The 15,574-nt window shown below is 68.2% G+C and carries 16 protein-coding genes; 5 read left to right on the forward strand and 11 right to left on the reverse strand.

The features are described 5' to 3' along the window. Position 1: 1 nt before the first annotated feature. Complete coding sequence (gene dxs / locus BLO63_RS07920; RefSeq protein ID WP_205409279.1) at positions 2-1,924, reverse strand: 1-deoxy-D-xylulose-5-phosphate synthase; 1,923 nt, start codon at positions 1,922-1,924, stop codon at positions 2-4. A gap of 210 nt (positions 1,925-2,134) precedes the next feature. On the opposite strand from dxs, the gene BLO63_RS07925 reads away from it, so the two are divergent. From BLO63_RS07925 to BLO63_RS07935, 3 genes are read left to right on the forward strand one after another with little or no spacing between them, the layout of a single operon-like run. Next, on the forward strand, positions 2,135-3,460 hold the full coding sequence (locus BLO63_RS07925) for a hypothetical protein (protein ID WP_244517724.1): 1,326 nt from the start codon (positions 2,135-2,137) through the stop codon (positions 3,458-3,460). A gap of 15 nt (positions 3,461-3,475) precedes the next feature. Continuing rightward, positions 3,476-4,063: a protein-S-isoprenylcysteine O-methyltransferase gene (locus tag BLO63_RS07930; RefSeq protein WP_091438578.1), complete on the forward strand. Its 588-nt coding sequence runs from the start codon at positions 3,476-3,478 to the stop codon at positions 4,061-4,063. Positions 4,064-4,081: 18 nt separating this feature from the next. Beyond that, a complete protein-coding gene (locus tag BLO63_RS07935) occupies positions 4,082-4,333 on the forward strand; it encodes a DUF1272 domain-containing protein (protein ID WP_091438581.1) in 252 nt (83 codons plus the stop codon). Here the strand turns inward: BLO63_RS07935 and BLO63_RS07940 are convergent. From BLO63_RS07940 to BLO63_RS07950, 3 genes are all read right to left on the reverse strand, one after another. Beyond that, positions 4,299-4,760: a DUF1284 domain-containing protein gene (locus BLO63_RS07940; RefSeq protein ID WP_091438584.1), complete on the reverse strand. Its 462-nt coding sequence runs from the start codon at positions 4,758-4,760 to the stop codon at positions 4,299-4,301. The genes BLO63_RS07935 and BLO63_RS07940 overlap by 35 nt on opposite strands. 21 nt (positions 4,761-4,781) lie before the next feature. Then, positions 4,782-5,027, reverse strand: coding sequence for an exodeoxyribonuclease VII small subunit (locus tag BLO63_RS07945; RefSeq protein ID WP_091438586.1), 246 nt, complete (start codon positions 5,025-5,027; stop codon positions 4,782-4,784). Between the two features lie 70 nt (positions 5,028-5,097). After that, on the reverse strand, positions 5,098-6,027 hold the full coding sequence (locus BLO63_RS07950) for a histone deacetylase family protein (RefSeq protein ID WP_091438588.1): 930 nt from the start codon (positions 6,025-6,027) through the stop codon (positions 5,098-5,100). 266 nt (positions 6,028-6,293) lie between these two features. Here BLO63_RS07950 and BLO63_RS07955 point away from each other — a divergent pair, with 266 nt between their 5' ends. Together BLO63_RS07955 and BLO63_RS07960 are read left to right on the forward strand one after the other, a co-directional pair. Further along, positions 6,294-7,271 (forward strand): L-threonylcarbamoyladenylate synthase, encoded by a 978-nt coding sequence (locus BLO63_RS07955; RefSeq protein ID WP_091438591.1) that lies wholly within the window; start codon positions 6,294-6,296, stop codon positions 7,269-7,271. A gap of 186 nt (positions 7,272-7,457) precedes the next feature. Beyond that, entirely contained in the window at positions 7,458-8,735 is a 1,278-nt protein-coding gene (locus BLO63_RS07960) for a cell wall hydrolase (RefSeq protein WP_091438592.1), read from the forward strand. 36 nt (positions 8,736-8,771) lie between these two features. On the opposite strand, the gene BLO63_RS07965 is transcribed toward BLO63_RS07960, so the two are convergent. From BLO63_RS07965 to BLO63_RS07995, 7 genes are all read right to left on the reverse strand, one after another. Beyond that, positions 8,772-8,987 (reverse strand): hypothetical protein, encoded by a 216-nt coding sequence (locus BLO63_RS07965; RefSeq protein WP_091438594.1) that lies wholly within the window; start codon positions 8,985-8,987, stop codon positions 8,772-8,774. Positions 8,988-9,094: 107 nt separating this feature from the next. Beyond that, positions 9,095-9,577, reverse strand: coding sequence for a F0F1 ATP synthase subunit B family protein (locus tag BLO63_RS07970; protein WP_091438596.1), 483 nt, complete (start codon positions 9,575-9,577; stop codon positions 9,095-9,097). 10 nt (positions 9,578-9,587) lie between these two features. Further along, positions 9,588-10,190 (reverse strand): F0F1 ATP synthase subunit B, encoded by a 603-nt coding sequence (locus BLO63_RS07975; protein WP_091438599.1) that lies wholly within the window; start codon positions 10,188-10,190, stop codon positions 9,588-9,590. A gap of 85 nt (positions 10,191-10,275) precedes the next feature. Next, positions 10,276-10,503: a F0F1 ATP synthase subunit C gene (locus tag BLO63_RS07980; protein WP_018389010.1), complete on the reverse strand. Its 228-nt coding sequence runs from the start codon at positions 10,501-10,503 to the stop codon at positions 10,276-10,278. A gap of 65 nt (positions 10,504-10,568) precedes the next feature. Further along, the gene (locus BLO63_RS07985; RefSeq protein ID WP_026221270.1) at positions 10,569-11,318 is read right to left on the reverse strand and encodes a F0F1 ATP synthase subunit A; all 750 of its coding nucleotides are present in this window, start codon (positions 11,316-11,318) and stop codon (positions 10,569-10,571) included. Positions 11,319-11,449: 131 nt separating this feature from the next. Continuing rightward, complete coding sequence (locus BLO63_RS07990; RefSeq protein ID WP_091438601.1) at positions 11,450-11,836, reverse strand: AtpZ/AtpI family protein; 387 nt, start codon at positions 11,834-11,836, stop codon at positions 11,450-11,452. A gap of 236 nt (positions 11,837-12,072) precedes the next feature. Continuing rightward, complete coding sequence (locus BLO63_RS07995) at positions 12,073-15,525, reverse strand: chromosome segregation SMC family protein (RefSeq protein ID WP_091438604.1); 3,453 nt, start codon at positions 15,523-15,525, stop codon at positions 12,073-12,075. Positions 15,526-15,574 lie beyond the last annotated feature (49 nt).

Consider the following 15,574-nt stretch of genomic DNA (forward strand, 5'->3'; position numbering starts at 1 on the left):
CTCAGCCGCGCAGCAGCGGGAGCGCGGCTTCTTCCTCGCGGCCGAGCGCAGTGAAGACGCCGCGCACGATGCCTTCCGCGTCGAGGCCGGCCTCGTGCATCTGGCTGGACGGGGAATCCTGCTCGATGAAGCGATCAGGCAAGGCAAGGGTGCGGATCTTGAGACCGCGATCGAGGGCGCCCGCCTCGGCCAGCAGGGTCAGCACATGGCTGCCGAAGCCGCCCACGGCGCCTTCTTCCACCACGACAAGCACCTCGTGCTCGCGGGCGAGCCGCAGCACCAGATCACGGTCGATTGGCTTTGCGAAGCGCGCATCAGCCACCGTGGTCGACAGGCCGAATCCGGCAAGTTGCTCCGCAGCGGACAGGCAAGCGGCGAGCCGGGTACCGAGCGAGAGCAGGGCGATCTTCGAGCCCTCGCGCACCACGCGCCCACGCCCGATCTCCAGCGGCGTGCCGCGCACCGGACGCTCCACGCCCACGCCCTCGCCGCGAGGGTAGCGGAAGGCGATCGGACCTTCATCGTAAGCCGCAGCCGTGGCGACCATATGCATCAGTTCCGCCTCATCCGCCGCCGCCATCACCACCATGCCCGGCAGGGTGGCGAGCATGGGCACGTCGAAGGCGCCGACATGGGTGGCGCCGTCCGCCCCCACCAGACCGGCGCGGTCGATGGCGAAGCGCACCGGCAGACGCTGGATCGCCACGTCATGGACGATCTGGTCATAGGCCCGCTGCAGGAAGGTCGAGTAGATGGCGCAGAACGGCTTGTAGCCCTCGGTCGCCAGCCCGGCGGCGAAGGTCACGGCATGCTGCTCGGCAATGCCGACATCGAAGCAGCGCGCGGGAAAGGCCGCGCCGAACAGGTCGAGCCCGGTACCGGCCGGCATGGCGGCATTGATGGCGACGATCTTGTTGTCGTGGCGGGCTTCCTCGATCAGGCTCTCGGCGAAGACCCGCGTGAAGCTGGGCGCGTTGGAGGCCACCTTCTTCTGCGCCCCGGTGGCAACATCGAAGCGCTGCACGCCGTGATACTTGTCGGCGGAAGCTTCCGCCGGCGGATAGCCCTTGCCCTTCTGGGTCACGACATGGACCAGCACCGGGCCGGTCTCAGCGTCGCGCACATTGCGCAGAATGGGGAGCAGATGGCTGAGATTGTGGCCGTCGATCGGCCCTACGTAGTAGAAGCCGAGTTCCTCGAACAGCGTGCCGCCGGTCCAGAAGCCGCGCGCGAACTCCTCCGCCCGCGCTGCCTGCCGACCAAAGAACTTTGGCAGATTGCCGGCGAGTTGCTTGGCTGTCTCCCGCAGCGAGCGATAGGTGCGCCCGGACAGCAGCCGCGCCAGATAGGCCGACATGGCCCCCACCGGCGGGGCGATCGACATGTCGTTGTCGTTGAGGATGACGATCAGGCGCGAATCCATCGCCCCGGCATTGTTCATCGCCTCATAGGCCATGCCGGCCGACATAGCGCCGTCGCCGATCACGCACACCACGTTGCGCTGACCGCCGCCGAGGTCACGCGCCACGGCCATGCCGAGGCCGGCTGAGATGGAGGTCGAGGAATGACCGGCGCCGAAAGGATCATATTCGCTCTCAGCCCGGTTGGTGAAGCCGGAGAGCCCGCCGCCCTGGCGCAGCGTCCGCATGCGCTCGCGCCGTCCGGTGAGGATCTTGTGCGGGTAGCACTGGTGCCCGACATCCCAGATCAGCCGGTCATTGGGCGTATCAAACACATGATGCAGCGCCACCGTCAGTTCGACCACGCCGAGACCTGCGCCAAGGTGACCGCCGGTGACGGAAACCGCGTCGATCATCTCCTCGCGCAGTTCCGCCGCGATCTGCGGCAACTGCTCCTCCGGCAAGCGGCGCAGATCGGCCGGCTCGCGGATGGTGTCGAGTAGCGGCGTCGAGGGACGGGTCAAGAACGGCTCCGAAAACACATTCGCCGATGGCACACACACAGGGCACGCGCCGCCGGGCGAAGTCCAACGGCATACACAAGGACGGCGGGGCACGCAACGCACGCTCGCGCGACCCCCGGGAGCGACCCCGGGCGCAACCGGATGTGGAGACCGCGCGGACGGACCGACGCGGCGTTGGCCACGCGGCCCAGCTTCCTTTAAAAACGCCACATGGAAGCACGAGTCGCGACGTCGACGCACAGGGACGACAGAACGCGGGGGCCCGCTGACGCGGGTGTCGCCATCGACAGCCCTCTCGTCGACGCGCCCCGCACCGACACGCCGACCAACCGGACCTTCCGGCGGCTGGTACTGTTCTTCCCCGGCCACGACCCGACCGATATGGACTATCACCATGGCCGCTTCACCAACCAGGCGGAACGGTTCGGCAAGCTCTGGTCGGTGGAGGTTGACGTGACGCCCCGGCTCGACGACGGGGCGCAGCCCTATGCCCGCTGGGATGTCGCCGCGCGCGGGCCGAACTGGTCGACGCACACCGAATACCGCATCCTGCGCTGGGAGGACATCATCGGGGCGCTGGACGCGCGGCCGGACCCGGTGCGGCTGTGGCGCGGCTTCGGAGGGCTGTGGGATTTTCTGCTCGGCGGCGCGGCGCGGGGCTACTTCCGCGCCAGCCCGCGCTACGGCGCTTTCTTCTTTTTCCCCTATCTTATCTGCGCGCTGTTTCTGGCCGGCGGCGCGCTTGTCGGAAGCCTCGCCCACTGGGCCGCCTCGCCGTTCCTGCCGGCCCCGCTGACCTGGATTCTCGCCTTCGCCGCCGGCACCGCCACCTTCTTCGCCCTGTTCCACCGGCCGGGACGCGACTGGCGGCTGCATCAGGCGCTCGACGACTGGGATCTGGCGCGTGACTATCTGCACGATCGCACGCCCGTCCTGGACGCCCGGCTCGATCGCTTCGCCGAGGTGCTGCGGGAGGCGGTCCGCACCGGCAATCATGACGAGATCATCCTCGTCGGCCACAGCCTGGGGGCGACGCTGATGCTTGGCGTGATCGACCGCGCGCTCGATCTCGATCCCGGCCTGACGGAGGGCCAGACGCGGGTCAACCTGCTCACCTGCGGCGCCACCATCCCCAAGCTCGCGCTGCACGCCAAGGGCGGCAAGGTGCGCCGGCAGGCTGCCCGGATCGCGCAGACACCCGGCCTCACCTGGGTTGAGTACCAGGCGCGGCACGACGCCATCAATTTCTACAAATTCCACCCGGTGACGCTGCGCCGCGCCGGCTTCGACCACGCCGAGCCCAGCCCGCCCCTGCTGCGCAACGCCAACATCAAGGAAATGCTCACCCACGCCAAGCTGAAGCGGCTGCGCTGGCACGCCATGCGGCTGCACTACCAGTTCCTGCTGGCGAATGAGCAGAAGGCGCCCTACGACTATTTCATGTTCGCCCTCGGCCCGCTTCCCTTCCCCGACCTGTCCGCGCGTGCGGAGGGGCCGGTGGGTCGCTTCGCGGCGGATGGCACCCTGATCGCCTGAAACAACGGACGCTTCATGACCCTTCTCGTCGCCGCCAAGATCGTGTGGGCCGCCGGCTGCATCGGCTGGTACGTCATCCGCCTGCCCTTCGAGCGCAAGGTGAAGCGCGAGCGCGTCATCGACGCCCGCGACCGGCTTCGTGAGCTCGTGCTGCTCTCCTGCTCGACCTTGGGCCTCGGCATTGTCCCGCTGCTATGGGCGACCTCTCCGGCGTTCGACGGTGCCAACTATCCCTATTCGCCGGTGCAGTTCGCGCTGGGCACCCTCACCTTCCTCTTCTCGCTCTGGCTGTTCCGCCGCACCCATCGCGACCTCGGCAAGAACTGGTCGGTGACGCTGGAGATCAAGGACGCGCACAAGCTCATCACCGGCGGCGTGTACCGGCATGTGCGCCACCCAATGTACTCGGCCTTCTTCCTGTGGGCGCTGGCGCAACTGATCCTGATCCCGAACTGGATCGCCGGCCCCGCCGGTCTCATCGGCTTCGGCATCCTCTATGCCTTCCGCATCGGCCGCGAGGAGAAGATGATGCTCGACACGTTCGGCGACGAATACCGCGCCTACAGCGCCCGCACGGCGCGGCTGATTCCGGGCGTCTACTGAGAGCGAAGGGAGCGCGGCATGCTGGAGCTTCGTCCGAGTTGTGAATGCTGCGACCGCGACCTGCCACCGGGCTCGCGCGAGGCGCTGATCTGCACGTTTGAGTGCACCTTCTGCGTCGATTGCGCCGGCGCCGTGCTGGGCGGCATCTGCCCCAATTGCACGGGCGAGCTGGTGCGCCGCCCGGTGCGGCCCGAAGCGGCGTTGGCCCGCCACCCGGCCTCAAAGGTGCGGGTGTTCAATCCGGAATGCCGCAGCCTCCGGACGGGCTGAGGCCTGCGCCGGAGAGCCGTGTTCCCGCAAACCCCTGCGCGGCGATCTGCGTGCAGAAATCCGACCATTGGCACCCCGCGCAGGCGGCCCGCATGGCCCCCTCGGCAAAGGCCCTTCGCATCCGCTCAATCCGCTCGGTCGTCAGGGTGATCGCTCGTCCGGGCTCCAGCGGGCGGCCCAGCAGTCCCGCAATCGCCATCCGCGCCTGCGTATCGCGCAGGCCGATACTGGCATTGCGGCAATGGTGCCCGGGTTCGTCCAGCATGGGGGTGCAGATATCGTCCGGCCCCTCCACCAGTTCCACCACCTCGCCCTCATTCAGCCGGACGACAATGCGTCGGTAGTGGGCGGTGAAGACGAGCGTGTAGCCCCGGCCGACAAATGTCAGCAGGCAGAGCAGGTGGTGGGCACGCAGCCGAATGGTCATCGGCGAACCGCGTCAGGCGCGCTATTCCCCATCCAGCGGCTGGGCCCCCACGGGACGACCGTCGGCGCTGAGCGTTATCTTCTCGACCCGCGCCTCGGCGTCCTTTAGCAGCGCGTCGCAGCGCGCCTTGAGTGCCTCGCCGCGGGCATAGAGCGCAATGGACTCCTCCAGCGGGACATTGCCACCTTCGAGCTTGGCAACGATGGTCTCCAACTCGGCGAGCGCCTTCTCGAAGCTCAGCGCGTTCACGTCCGCCGCATCGACCATCCGATTCTCCTCCATCCGTCGAGTCGCGCCCCTTATACAGGCAGGGGGCGCTGTTCTCACCCCCTCGCGCTCAGCCGCGCATCAGCGCCATGACATGGGCGGAAGCCGAGCGAGCCAGACCTTCGAGGTCGTAGCCGCCCTCCAGCACCGAGACGATCCTGCCGCCGCAATGTGTGTCGGCAATGTCCATCAGCTTCTTCGTCACCCAGGTATAATCGTCTTCCAACAGGTTGATATTACCGAGCGGGTCGCGCGTATGGGCATCGAAACCAGCGGAAATGATCAGGAGCTCCGGCCCGAAGGCCTGCAGACGCGGCAAGATGCGGGTCTCGAACGCCTGGCGGAAATGCTCGCCATCATCGCCTGAGCGCAGCGGGGCGTTGACGATGTTGTCGGTGGTGCCGCGCTCACCCACGGCGCCGGTGCCGGGGAACAGCGGCATCTGGTGGGTGGAGGCGTACATCACGCTCGGATCGGAAAAGAAGATTTCCTGCGTGCCATTGCCATGATGCACGTCGAAATCGACGATGGCGACGCGGCCAATGCCATGCACCTTCTGGGCGTGGCGGGCGGCGATGGCCACATTGTTGAATAGGCAGAAGCCCATCGGGGTGCGGGTCTCGGCGTGGTGGCCAGGCGGGCGCATGGAGACGAAGGCGTTGTCCACCTTGCCGGACAGCACCTCGTCGACGCCCAGCACCGCGCCGCCGACGCCGCGCCAGATCGCCTCGCCGGTGCCGGGCGACATCACCGTGTCGCCGTCGATACGCACCATACCCTCAGTCGGACTGGCCTCCTCCAGGGCGGCGACATAATCCTCCGGGTGCACGCGAACGATATCCTCGCGCGCGGCCACCGGCGCCTGTTCGCGCGCCAGCGTGGCGAACTGCTCGCCCTCGAACACCCGGTTCAGCACCCGCACCCGGTCGGGACGCTCGGGATGACCGGAGGGCGTGAGGTGTTCGAGGCAGGCGTCATGCGCGATCAGCAATGTGGTCATGGCGTTCCTTTGGCAGATCCTTGGTCGTCCCGGTCGTTGGCTCTCTTGGCCCGGCAAGCGGTGGACGATAGGCCACGCCGCCGGAGGGGGCCAGCCATGTGCGGGGCGTTTTTTCCGCCTCCTGCCCCGGCCAGCCCGGGGCGTGACGTTGACCCGCCGGGCGGGAGAGCCTATCCGAGCGCGCCTAAGCGGGAGATGCAAGCGTGGCGACAAGCACGAGCGGGCGACCGGCGTCAATGACGCGCCCGCCCCGGCGGACGACCCGGATGCTGGCGTCAGACGCCGCCGGCATCGCAGACGCCGCGCGCCTGCTGCGTGCCGGTGGGCTGGTGGCTCTGCCGACAGAGACGGTCTACGGCCTCGGCTGCGACGCAACCGATCCCCTCGCCGTCGCCAGTCTCTATGCCGCCAAGGGACGTCCGAGCTTCAACCCGCTGATCGCCCATGTACCGGACCTCGCGGCTGCCCGGCGTGTCGGCCTCTTCACCCCGGCCGCCGAGAGGCTTGCCGGCCGCTTCTGGCCGGGACCGCTGACGCTGGTGGTGCCCGCGCTTGAGGGGGCCACCTGCGAACTCGCCCGTGCCGGCCTCGCGAGCGTTGCCATCCGCGTGCCTGCTCATCCTGCGGCGCAGGCAGTGCTGGTGGCCGCCGGGCGGCCCATCGCAGCCCCCAGCGCCAACCGCTCCGGCCATGTCTCGCCCACCACGGCCGCCCATGTCCTCGCCGATCTCGACGGTCGTATCGACCTGATCCTCGATGCCGGTCCCTGTGCTGTCGGCGTAGAATCAACGATTCTGGACTGCACAGGCGGCGCGCCTGTCCTCCTACGTCCCGGCGGGCTGGCGCGCGAGACGATCGAGGCGGCGCTCAGTGTACCGCTGGCGATCGCCGCGCCGTCACCGGAGACATCCGGTCCAAAGACCGGCCCGCTCGCCCCCGGCATGCTCGTGTCCCATTACGCGCCCTCCGTGCCGGTGCGGCTCAACGTTCACGAGATTCGACCCGGCGAGGCACTGTTGAGCTTCGCCGGTGCCCGCCCGCCCGGCAGCGAGACTGCAGCGCTGGTGCGCGACCTCAGCCCGTCCGGCGACCTGGTCGAGGCCGCCTCCCGCCTGTTTGCGCTGCTGCGGGAACTGGATGCGGCCGGCGCCCAAGGCATCGCCGTGGTGCCGCTGCCGCGCCACGGCCTCGGGGAGGCCATCGCCGACCGCCTGCGTCGGGCCGCCGCCCCTCGCCCGGACTGAGCGCAAGAAGGCCGGTCCACCCTTGCCGCAACGGCATTAACGCTCGGGCAAGGTTAATGCGCGACAACTGGATGGCGCGGACGCGCCTGCCCTTGCCTGTGGCACAGCGGGCACGCACGGCGGGTTTAGTTGCGTGGTGGTGCGTGGGCGTCGGGTAACATGCGAATCTCAACGCGCATTCGGAGAATGGGCCGGACCGGCGCCACGGCGCTGGCGGTCTTTCTCGTCGGCTCGTCGACTGTCGGCTTGCAGGACGTACGGAGCCGCCTGACAGGCCAGCCTGGCGTCGCCGAACGCGCCCGCATCTCCATCCTCGGCGAGCCGGTACACCTGCTGAAGGCCTCCACCTTCGCCTGGCCCTCCCATTCGGCGCTGCTGGCTCCGTCCGAAATCACCGCTCCGCCGCTGGCCGCCCTGGCGATCGACATCAACCGCGTTGTCAAGGCAGACCGGCTGGCGCTTACGCCGGTGACGCTGCTCGATGCCGACCCGCTCGCCGTCTCTGGTGTCGCCACGCCGCCCAGCCTCGCTGGCGCCGGTGCCGGTGCCGGTACGATGGTTCGCGCCGACCAATTCGCCGCCACCGGAGCCGGCAGCGGAACGGAGCCATCCGGCTTTACCGGCAGCGGCACCGATCCGTTCGAAAACGACGACAACGCTGAACTCGGTGCAGTGCCAGCGGACGGCCTCTACGCCGTAGCGGCCGGCGACCCGACCGGCGACCCCGCCCAGCTTGAGGAGGATGGCCCCGGCCTCGACACCGGCGACACCGAGATCCGCGTTCCCGACGACGGCGCGCTGGCGGCGGCGCTGGACGGCGCCGACGCGGTGTCTGCGCCCTCACCTGACGCGGACCCCTCCCTTCCTCTCTATCGTCAGAGCGCCTTCATCTTCGGGCTGGACGAGAACGCCCTGCCGCCCCAGCCATTCCTGCACATGAGCGCCTTGCCTGGCGGCGACAGCGGCACCACCGAAGCGCACAAAGCCGAGGCCGACTCGCGACGTGTCACCGACGGTCCCTCACCGGCGGAGCGGCTGGGCCTCGCCGGCAAGCGGCGCGAGCGGGCGGAAAAATGCCTCGCCGAAGCGGTGTATTTCGAGAGCCGGGGAGAACCCCGGCGCGGGCAGGTCGCTGTGGCGCAGGTGGTGATGAACCGGGTCTTCTCCGGCTACTACCCCGCCGACATCTGCCGTGCCGTGTACCAGAATGCCCATCGCCGGCTCGCCTGCCAGTTCACCTTCGCCTGCGACAATGTCCGCGACGTAGTGACGGAGCCGGAACTCTGGAAGCAGGCGAAGGAGATTGCCAGCGACATGCTGGAAGGGCGCGTCTGGGACGACAAGGTCGGCCGGGCGACGCATTACCATGCGCGTTCGGTACGCCCGAACTGGATCCGCGAAATGCGCAAGCTCGACCGTATCGGCGAGCACACCTTCTACCGCCCACGCCGCTGGACCAGCTAGGGCGCCCGGCCTCGCGCACCGATGCCGCTATGCCTCTCACCCGCCGCACGTGGCGCACTCGGCGATGATCGTCTTGCCGAGCCGTTGGGCCAGAAGCAGCGCCTGCTCGCGCGTCTCCGCCGGGTGCCAGCGTCCATTTCGCTCGGGGGCCCCAGTGTGAATGCCGCGCCCATTATTGCACATGCAGCAGTTGCGCCGATGGACCCGGATATAGTTGTGGGTCCAGTTTTCGAACACCCAGAACTCGCCCATGCACTGTCCCGCCCCCGCCTAGATTGAAGAGGTTTCATAGCACCATAAGGCAGCAAACAAAAAGCCCGGCGCTAACCGGGCTTCTGTTGTTCAGTGGAATCAGTCGCTCAGTTGAGCTTCGATGTCACCTCGGCGACGGCCGCGTCAAGCACCCGGTCCGCGGCGCTGCCGACCAGCTGAGTGGTCAGGAGAAGCTCCGAAGCCTTAACCGCCGCATCGGCCGCAGCGGCCTTCACTTCGGCGAGGGCCTGCGCCTCTGCCTGGGCGATCTTCTGCTCGGCCATCTTCGTGCGGCGGACGATGAGGTCATCCAGCTTCTGCTTGGTTTCGGCGGCAAGGCGCTCGGCCTCGGCCTTGGCCGTGGTGATGATCGCCTCGGCCTCTTCCTCGGCTTCGCGCTGGCGCCGCTTGTATTCGGCGACGAGCTTCTGCGCCTCTTCCTTCAGTCGGCGGGCTTCTTCCAGCTCATGCCGGATGCGGTCACCGCGCGCGTCGAGCTTGGAGACGATCCCAGAGAAGGCTCCCGCCCGGGCGAGCAGGAGAAAGAAGATCACGAAGGCGACGGCGACCCAGAAAGTATCACTACCCATGGTGCGCTCCTCAGCCCTTGATGGCGGTGTCGACCGCCTCTTCGACCGCGCCCGACGTGGGCGTGGTGCCGATAAGCGTGTTGACGATGGTGCCAGCCGCCTCGACGGCAATGCCGCGGACATTGGCCATGGCCGCCGTCTTGGTGGCGGCGATCTGCACTTCGGCCGCCGCCAGCTTGACGTTCAGGTCGGCTTCCAGCGACTTGCGGCGCGTCTCGGCTTCCGCCGCCAGCGTGTCGCGCGTCTCGGTGGCGATGCCATGGGCCTTGGTGCGGGCGCTGGCGAGGGCCTTCTCATAAGCTTCGGCCGCCGCTTCGCTTTCCGCCTTCAGCTTGCCGGCTTCCTCGATATCGTCGGCAATGCGGTCATGCCGCTCTTCGAGGATGGTGGCGATGCGCGGCAGCGCCACGCGGCTCATCAGCAGGTAGAGCGCGGCGAACGCAATCACCAGCCAGAGGAGCTGCGAGGGAAAGGTATGAACATCGAAGGGAGGGAAGTTGCTACCGTGTGCTTCTGCTGCGGGCACGGCAATCTCCACACCGCTTGCGGCCGGCAGAGTGCCCGGCGCCGCCTGTGCGACAATGATACCGGCCGGACCGTGGGGCTCGGACATGGGTTCAGACTTCCTCGATCACTGCTGATGGCCGCTCATCCCGGCCGCACAGACCCGCCTGGGGCCCGTGCGGCCGGGTGAGGCATCAGACCACGAAGAGGAGGACGAGGGCGACGACGAGCGAGAAGATGCCCAGACCTTCGGCAAGCGCCGCGCCGATGAAGGCGCGGGCGAACTGGCCATCGGCCGCCGACGGGTTGCGCAGGGCGCCCGCGAGGAAGTTGCCGAAGATGGTACCGACGCCGATGGCGGCGAGGCCCATGCCGAGCGTGGCGAGACCGGCGCCGAGGAACTTGGCGGCTTCCGCTTCCATGATCTTCTCCTGTTGGAATAGTCAGATTGGTTGGATGGCTGGATGAGCTTCCCGCGACGCGCGGGTCAGTGACCGGGGTGGAGCGCGTCGTTGAGATAGATGCAGGTCAGCACCGCAAACACATAGGCCTGCAGGGCGGCGACCAGGAATTCGAGGGCCGTCAGCGCCACCACCATGAACAGCGGCAGAACGGCACCGAACCACCCGACGACGCCCGAGGCCGTCATCATCACGATGAAGCCGGCGAACACCTTCATGGCGATATGGCCCGCCAGCATGTTGGCGAAGAGACGCAGCGAGAGGCTGATGGGGCGCGAGAGGAACGAGATGACCTCGATCACGACCATGAAGGGCAGCAGGAAGGCCGGCACGCCCGAGGGCACAAACAGGTGCAGGAAATGGGTGCCGTGGCGCACGAAGCCATAAATGATGACCGTCAGGATGACGAGCAGCGCCAGCGCCGCGGTGACAATCAGATGGCTGGTGACGGTGAAGGCATAGGGGATCATGCCGACCATGTTGGCGGTCAGCACGAAGATGAAGAGGGAAAACACGAGGGGGAAGAACTTCATCCCCTCATTACCCGCCGAGCCGCGCACGGTGGAGGCGACGAATTCGTAGGAGAGCTCGGCCAGCGACTGCAGACGCCCGGGAACGAGGGTACGGCCACGAGTGGCGAAGGTGAGGAAGAAGAACACCAGCGCCACAATGCCGAACATGAACGCGGCAGAATTGGTGAAGGCGAGCTCGACGCCGCCAGGCTGCCCCAATTCCACGATCTTGATGATCTGGAACTGATGGATCGGATCGATCACACTGCCGCTGGCCATCGCCGGTCGCTGCCCTCAACACGCGGCGCCGCTGGCGCTCGCCCCCATCTCAAGCACCGCCGGAGCGGCACCGTCCTTTTATCTGGCACCCGCCACAGGGCCGGCACCGAAATTCCCTATGCACCACCCTTGGGCGGACTCTTGCGGCCGGTTTCCCCCGCCGCGCGCATCATGTTCACGATGCCCGCGCCAAAGCCCAGCAGCATAAAGACGATCATTCCCCACGGCGCGATGCCGAGAAAACGATCGATGGCCCAGCCGAGGCCAGCACCGACCAGCACACCCGCGACGAATTCGGCACCCAGCCGAAACGCCAGCGTCATGCCGGCTGAAGACGACGTCCGATCCTGAGTGGCGGACGCCTTCTCCTCGGCTTGCCGCTCGGCCTGCACCTTATCCAGCGCACTGCCAAGACCACGAAGTCGGCCCAGGAGCTCAGCCTCGGACGGGTCCGGCTGCGCTGAGCCGCCATGGTCGTCCGTGTTTTTTCGGTCGCCCATCATCCGCACTCAAGCCTGACCGGAGAAGGACTTCCCGACCCCGAAGACGGGCGCACCATAGTGTTCGCTCCTAGGGGTGTCAAGGATGTGAACTCATCTTTTAAGCCATTGAAATGCCTGAACAAAAGCAAAGTCAGGACGCTCTGTCGCAGGCGTTTCGATCGCATCCTGCACCAAGGGAAGGGATCGGCGATGTTTTTGGCATGCCAGCGACGCACCCGAAATGGTGCGCTGACCCGTCAGCTCGCCTCCAAGAAGCGTTCGGCGGTAGCCAGATCGACCGAGACCAGCTTCGACACGCCGCGCTCGGCCATGGTGACGCCGAACAAACGGTTCATCCGGCTCATGGTGATCGGGTTGTGGGTGATGGTGACGAAGCGGGTCTCAGTGAGGCGGCGCATCTCGTCGAGCAGGTTGCAGAAGCGTTCGACATTGGAATCATCGAGCGGCGCATCCACCTCGTCCAGCACGCATATCGGCGCCGGATTAGTGAGGAAGACGGCGAAGATCAGTGCCATAGCGGTCAGCGCCTGCTCGCCGCCGGAGAGCAAGGAGAGTGATTGAGGCTTCTTGCCGGGTGGCTTGGCAATGATGTCGAGGCCAGCCTCCAGCGGGTCGTCCGAATCAGTCAACACAAGCTGCGCCTCGCCGCCGCCAAACAGCGTAGTGAACAGCTGGCGGAAATGCCCGTCGACGACATTGAAGCTCGCCTGAAGCCGCTCGCGCGCCTCCCGGTTGAGACCGTAAATGCCGTGGCGCAGACGCTTGATCGCCTCGGTCAGGTCGTCGCGCTCGCCGGTAAGGCCCTTCTGTTGGGTCTCGATCTCGATCAACTCGTCTTCGGCGCGAAGATTGACAGCGCCCAGTCGCTCACGGTCAGCCTTGAGCCGACCGAGCTGGAGGTCGAGCTCAGCCAGAACCGGGAGTTCCGCCTCAGGGGTGAATCCGGCGATGTCGCGCGCGCTCTCGGGCGGTCCGTCGAGGACGTCGCCAATTTCGCGCGCCAGGTCTTCGCGCCGCTGGCGGGCAGCCTCCACCCGTGCCTCGGCGCGAGCGCTCTCTTCGCGGGCGGCGGCCAGTGCCTCGAGCGTGGCGCGGGCGAGCTTGTCGCCCTCCACCTGAAGCGATTCGGCGCTCGCCAGCCGGTCGGCCGCCTCGCGGCGCGCTGCCTCGGCACGGGCAACCTCGTCGAGCAACGCCCGCCGCCGGGCGGCGAAGCGCACCGGCGCATCATCGAGATCGTCGCGCTCGCTGGCGGCTTCAGAAAGGCGCGCCTGCAGCGCGGCCACCCGCTCGCCCGTTCCGCCGGCCCGCGCTTCCCAGGAGGCGCGCTCGGCGGCGATGGTGGAGAGGCGCCGCACGCGCTGCTCGCGCTCGCGCACTAGCGCATCGGCCTTTACCCGCGTTTCCGCCAGAACGGCGCGGTCCATGGCAACACGAGCGCGGATCTCCGCCAGTTGCGCCTCGCCCGCGGCGGGCGGGGGTTGGTCGGCGACGTCGGCGCGGGCCTCTTCGAGCGTGATCGCGGCGATCTCGCGATCTTCCTGAAGGCGCACCAGATTGGCACCGAGGGCGGCGAGGCGGGCGCTCTGCTCGGCGGCGGCGCGTTCGGCACGGGCAAGTTCGTCGCGCGCGGTCTCCATAGCGCGCAGACTGGCGCGGCGGGCCTCGCGGGCGGCGTTCTCGCGGGCGCCGGCGGCGCGCAGGGCGGCCTCAGAGGCCTCAAGATCGCGGCGATGGCGGGCTACCTCGGCGCGGGCACCTTCAAGCTGCGCCTCGATATCGGCCAGACGGTTGCGCTCGGCCAGCCGGCGGGCCGCGGCGGTGGGGGCGTCCGCAGCGGCGATGAGGCCGTCCCAGCGCCACAGATCGCCCTCGCGGGAGACCAGGCGCTGGCCGCTCCTCAGGTGCGCGGCGAGGCGCGGCCCGTCTGCGCGAGCCACCACGCCAATCTGGTTGAGGCGGCGGGCCAGTACCTTGGGCGCAATTACATGCGAGGCGAGCGGTTCAGCACCGTCGGGCAGCGGCGCGTCGCCAAGGGGGGCGATCAGCGTCCAGTGCACCGGCGCAGCGCTGTCCGACGGCGCGTCGAGATCGTCGCCGAGCGCCGCGCCCAGCGCGGCCTCGAAGCCGCGCTCCACCTCGATGAAGTCGAGCACCGGCGACCAGCGACGGGGCGTGCCGACATCGAGCAGCTTGGCCAGCGTGCGTGCTTCGGTGTCCAGCCGCTGGGCGGCCCGCTCGGCCTCGGCCAGCGGGCGGCGGGCCTGGTCGAGCGCGGCGCGGGCACCCACATGAGCGTTCTCGGCCTCTTGCGCCGCCGCCTCGGCGGTGACGAAGGCCTCCTGTGCCAGCTCGGCCCTCTCGCGCCGCTCGTCGAGCCGTGCGGCGTCGACATTGGCTTCCAGCTGGCGCCTCTGGCCGGAGAGCTGCTCTACGTCGCGGTCGAGGCGCGACAGGCGCTCGCCTGCCTCGCGCAGGGCGCGCTCCAACGCCCCACGCCGGGCGGCAGCTTCGGCATTGGCGGCTGTCGCCTCAGCAAAGGCGCGCTCGGATTCGGCAAGCCGGCCAACGGCTTCGCCATTTAGCGCGAGCGCCTCGTCTTCAAGCTGGGCCGCCTGTTCCTGCGCGAAAGCCAGCTCTTCGGCTTCCTGGGCAAGGCGCTCCAGCATCTCGCCGGCGTCCTTCTCCAGCGCCCGCTCGCGCTCCATGTCGCCGCCCAGCTGGGCGAGGCGACGGTCGAGCTCTTCACGGCGGGCGCCGGCGCGGGCTTCCTCGCGGTCGAGTTCGCCGCGGGCCAATGTCAGGCGCTGCAGCGTTGCGGCGGCGACGGCATCGGCCTCACGCAAGGAGGGGATTCCGTGGGCCGCGATGGCTGCAGCGCGTGATGCCTCGCCCTGCTGCAACGTCCGGGCAGCCACTTCGCGCACGGCGAGATCGAGCGCCCGGCTGGCCTCGCTGAGCCCACCCTCCGCCTCCAGCCAGCGCAGCCAGAGCAGCGCCGCCTCGGCCTTGCGGATATCGGCGGAAAGCACCCGGTAGCGCGACGCCTGCCGCGACTGGCGGCGCAACGCGTCGAGCTGGCCGGTGATCTGGCCGATGACGTCTTCGAGGCGGGTCAGGTTGGTCTCGGCGGCACGCAGCCGCATCTCGGCTTCGTGCCGGCGGGCATGCAGGCCGGCGACGCCGGCGGCCTCCTCCAGCAGGCGGCGCCGGGCTGTAGGCTTGGCGCCGACGATCTCGCCGATCTGCCCCTGCCGCACCATGGAGGGCGAGCGTGAGCCGGAGGAAGCGTCAGCGAACAGAATCTGCACGTCCCTCGCCCGCGCCTCGCGCCCGTTGATGCGGTAGGAGGACCCCGCCTCACGCTCGATGCGGCGGGAGATTTCCAACAGGTCGGCATCGTTGAACACGGCCGGGGCCGAGCGGTCGGCATTGTCGACCACCAGCACCACCTCGGCGGTATTGCGGGCGGGCCGTGTGGTCGAGCCGCCGAAGATGACGTCGTCCATGCCCTCGGCGCGCATCGCCTTGTAGGAACTCTCGCCCATTACCCAGCGCATCGCCTCGACAAGGTTGGACTTGCCGCAGCCATTCGGGCCCACAATGCCGGTGAGGCCGGGCTCGATCAGCATTTCCGTCGGCTCGACAAAGGTCTTGAAGCCGGTAAGGCGCAGGCGGGTGAATTTCATGAGCCTAGGGTGCCGCCCGCCAGCCACAAGTTCAAGTGGCGTGAGCGGC

It is taken from the genome of Ancylobacter rudongensis, from assembly GCF_900100155.1.
GTDB lineage: Bacteria > Pseudomonadota > Alphaproteobacteria > Rhizobiales > Xanthobacteraceae > Ancylobacter > Ancylobacter rudongensis.

Coding starts and splice junctions, on each gene's coding strand:
- BLO63_RS07945 (WP_091438586.1), bottom strand. CDS start 5,027: ATGGTCGATGCGGCGGACGTGAACGCGCTGAGCTTCGAGAAGGCGCTC.
- BLO63_RS07925 (WP_244517724.1), top strand. CDS start 2,135: ATGGAAGCACGAGTCGCGACGTCGACGCACAGGGACGACAGAACGCGG.
- BLO63_RS07955 (WP_091438591.1), top strand. CDS start 6,294: ATGCTGGCGTCAGACGCCGCCGGCATCGCAGACGCCGCGCGCCTGCTG.
- BLO63_RS07960 (WP_091438592.1), top strand. CDS start 7,458: ATGGGCCGGACCGGCGCCACGGCGCTGGCGGTCTTTCTCGTCGGCTCG.
- BLO63_RS07940 (WP_091438584.1), bottom strand. CDS start 4,760: ATGACCATTCGGCTGCGTGCCCACCACCTGCTCTGCCTGCTGACATTT.
- BLO63_RS07970 (WP_091438596.1), bottom strand. CDS start 9,577: ATGGGTAGTGATACTTTCTGGGTCGCCGTCGCCTTCGTGATCTTCTTT.
- BLO63_RS07935 (WP_091438581.1), top strand. CDS start 4,082: ATGCTGGAGCTTCGTCCGAGTTGTGAATGCTGCGACCGCGACCTGCCA.
- BLO63_RS07975 (WP_091438599.1), bottom strand. CDS start 10,190: ATGTCCGAGCCCCACGGTCCGGCCGGTATCATTGTCGCACAGGCGGCG.
- BLO63_RS07980 (WP_018389010.1), bottom strand. CDS start 10,503: ATGGAAGCGGAAGCCGCCAAGTTCCTCGGCGCCGGTCTCGCCACGCTC.
- BLO63_RS07990 (WP_091438601.1), bottom strand. CDS start 11,836: ATGATGGGCGACCGAAAAAACACGGACGACCATGGCGGCTCAGCGCAG.
- BLO63_RS07950 (WP_091438588.1), bottom strand. CDS start 6,027: ATGACCACATTGCTGATCGCGCATGACGCCTGCCTCGAACACCTCACG.
- BLO63_RS07930 (WP_091438578.1), top strand. CDS start 3,476: ATGACCCTTCTCGTCGCCGCCAAGATCGTGTGGGCCGCCGGCTGCATC.
- BLO63_RS07965 (WP_091438594.1), bottom strand. CDS start 8,987: ATGGGCGAGTTCTGGGTGTTCGAAAACTGGACCCACAACTATATCCGG.
- BLO63_RS07995 (WP_091438604.1), bottom strand. CDS start 15,525: ATGAAATTCACCCGCCTGCGCCTTACCGGCTTCAAGACCTTTGTCGAG.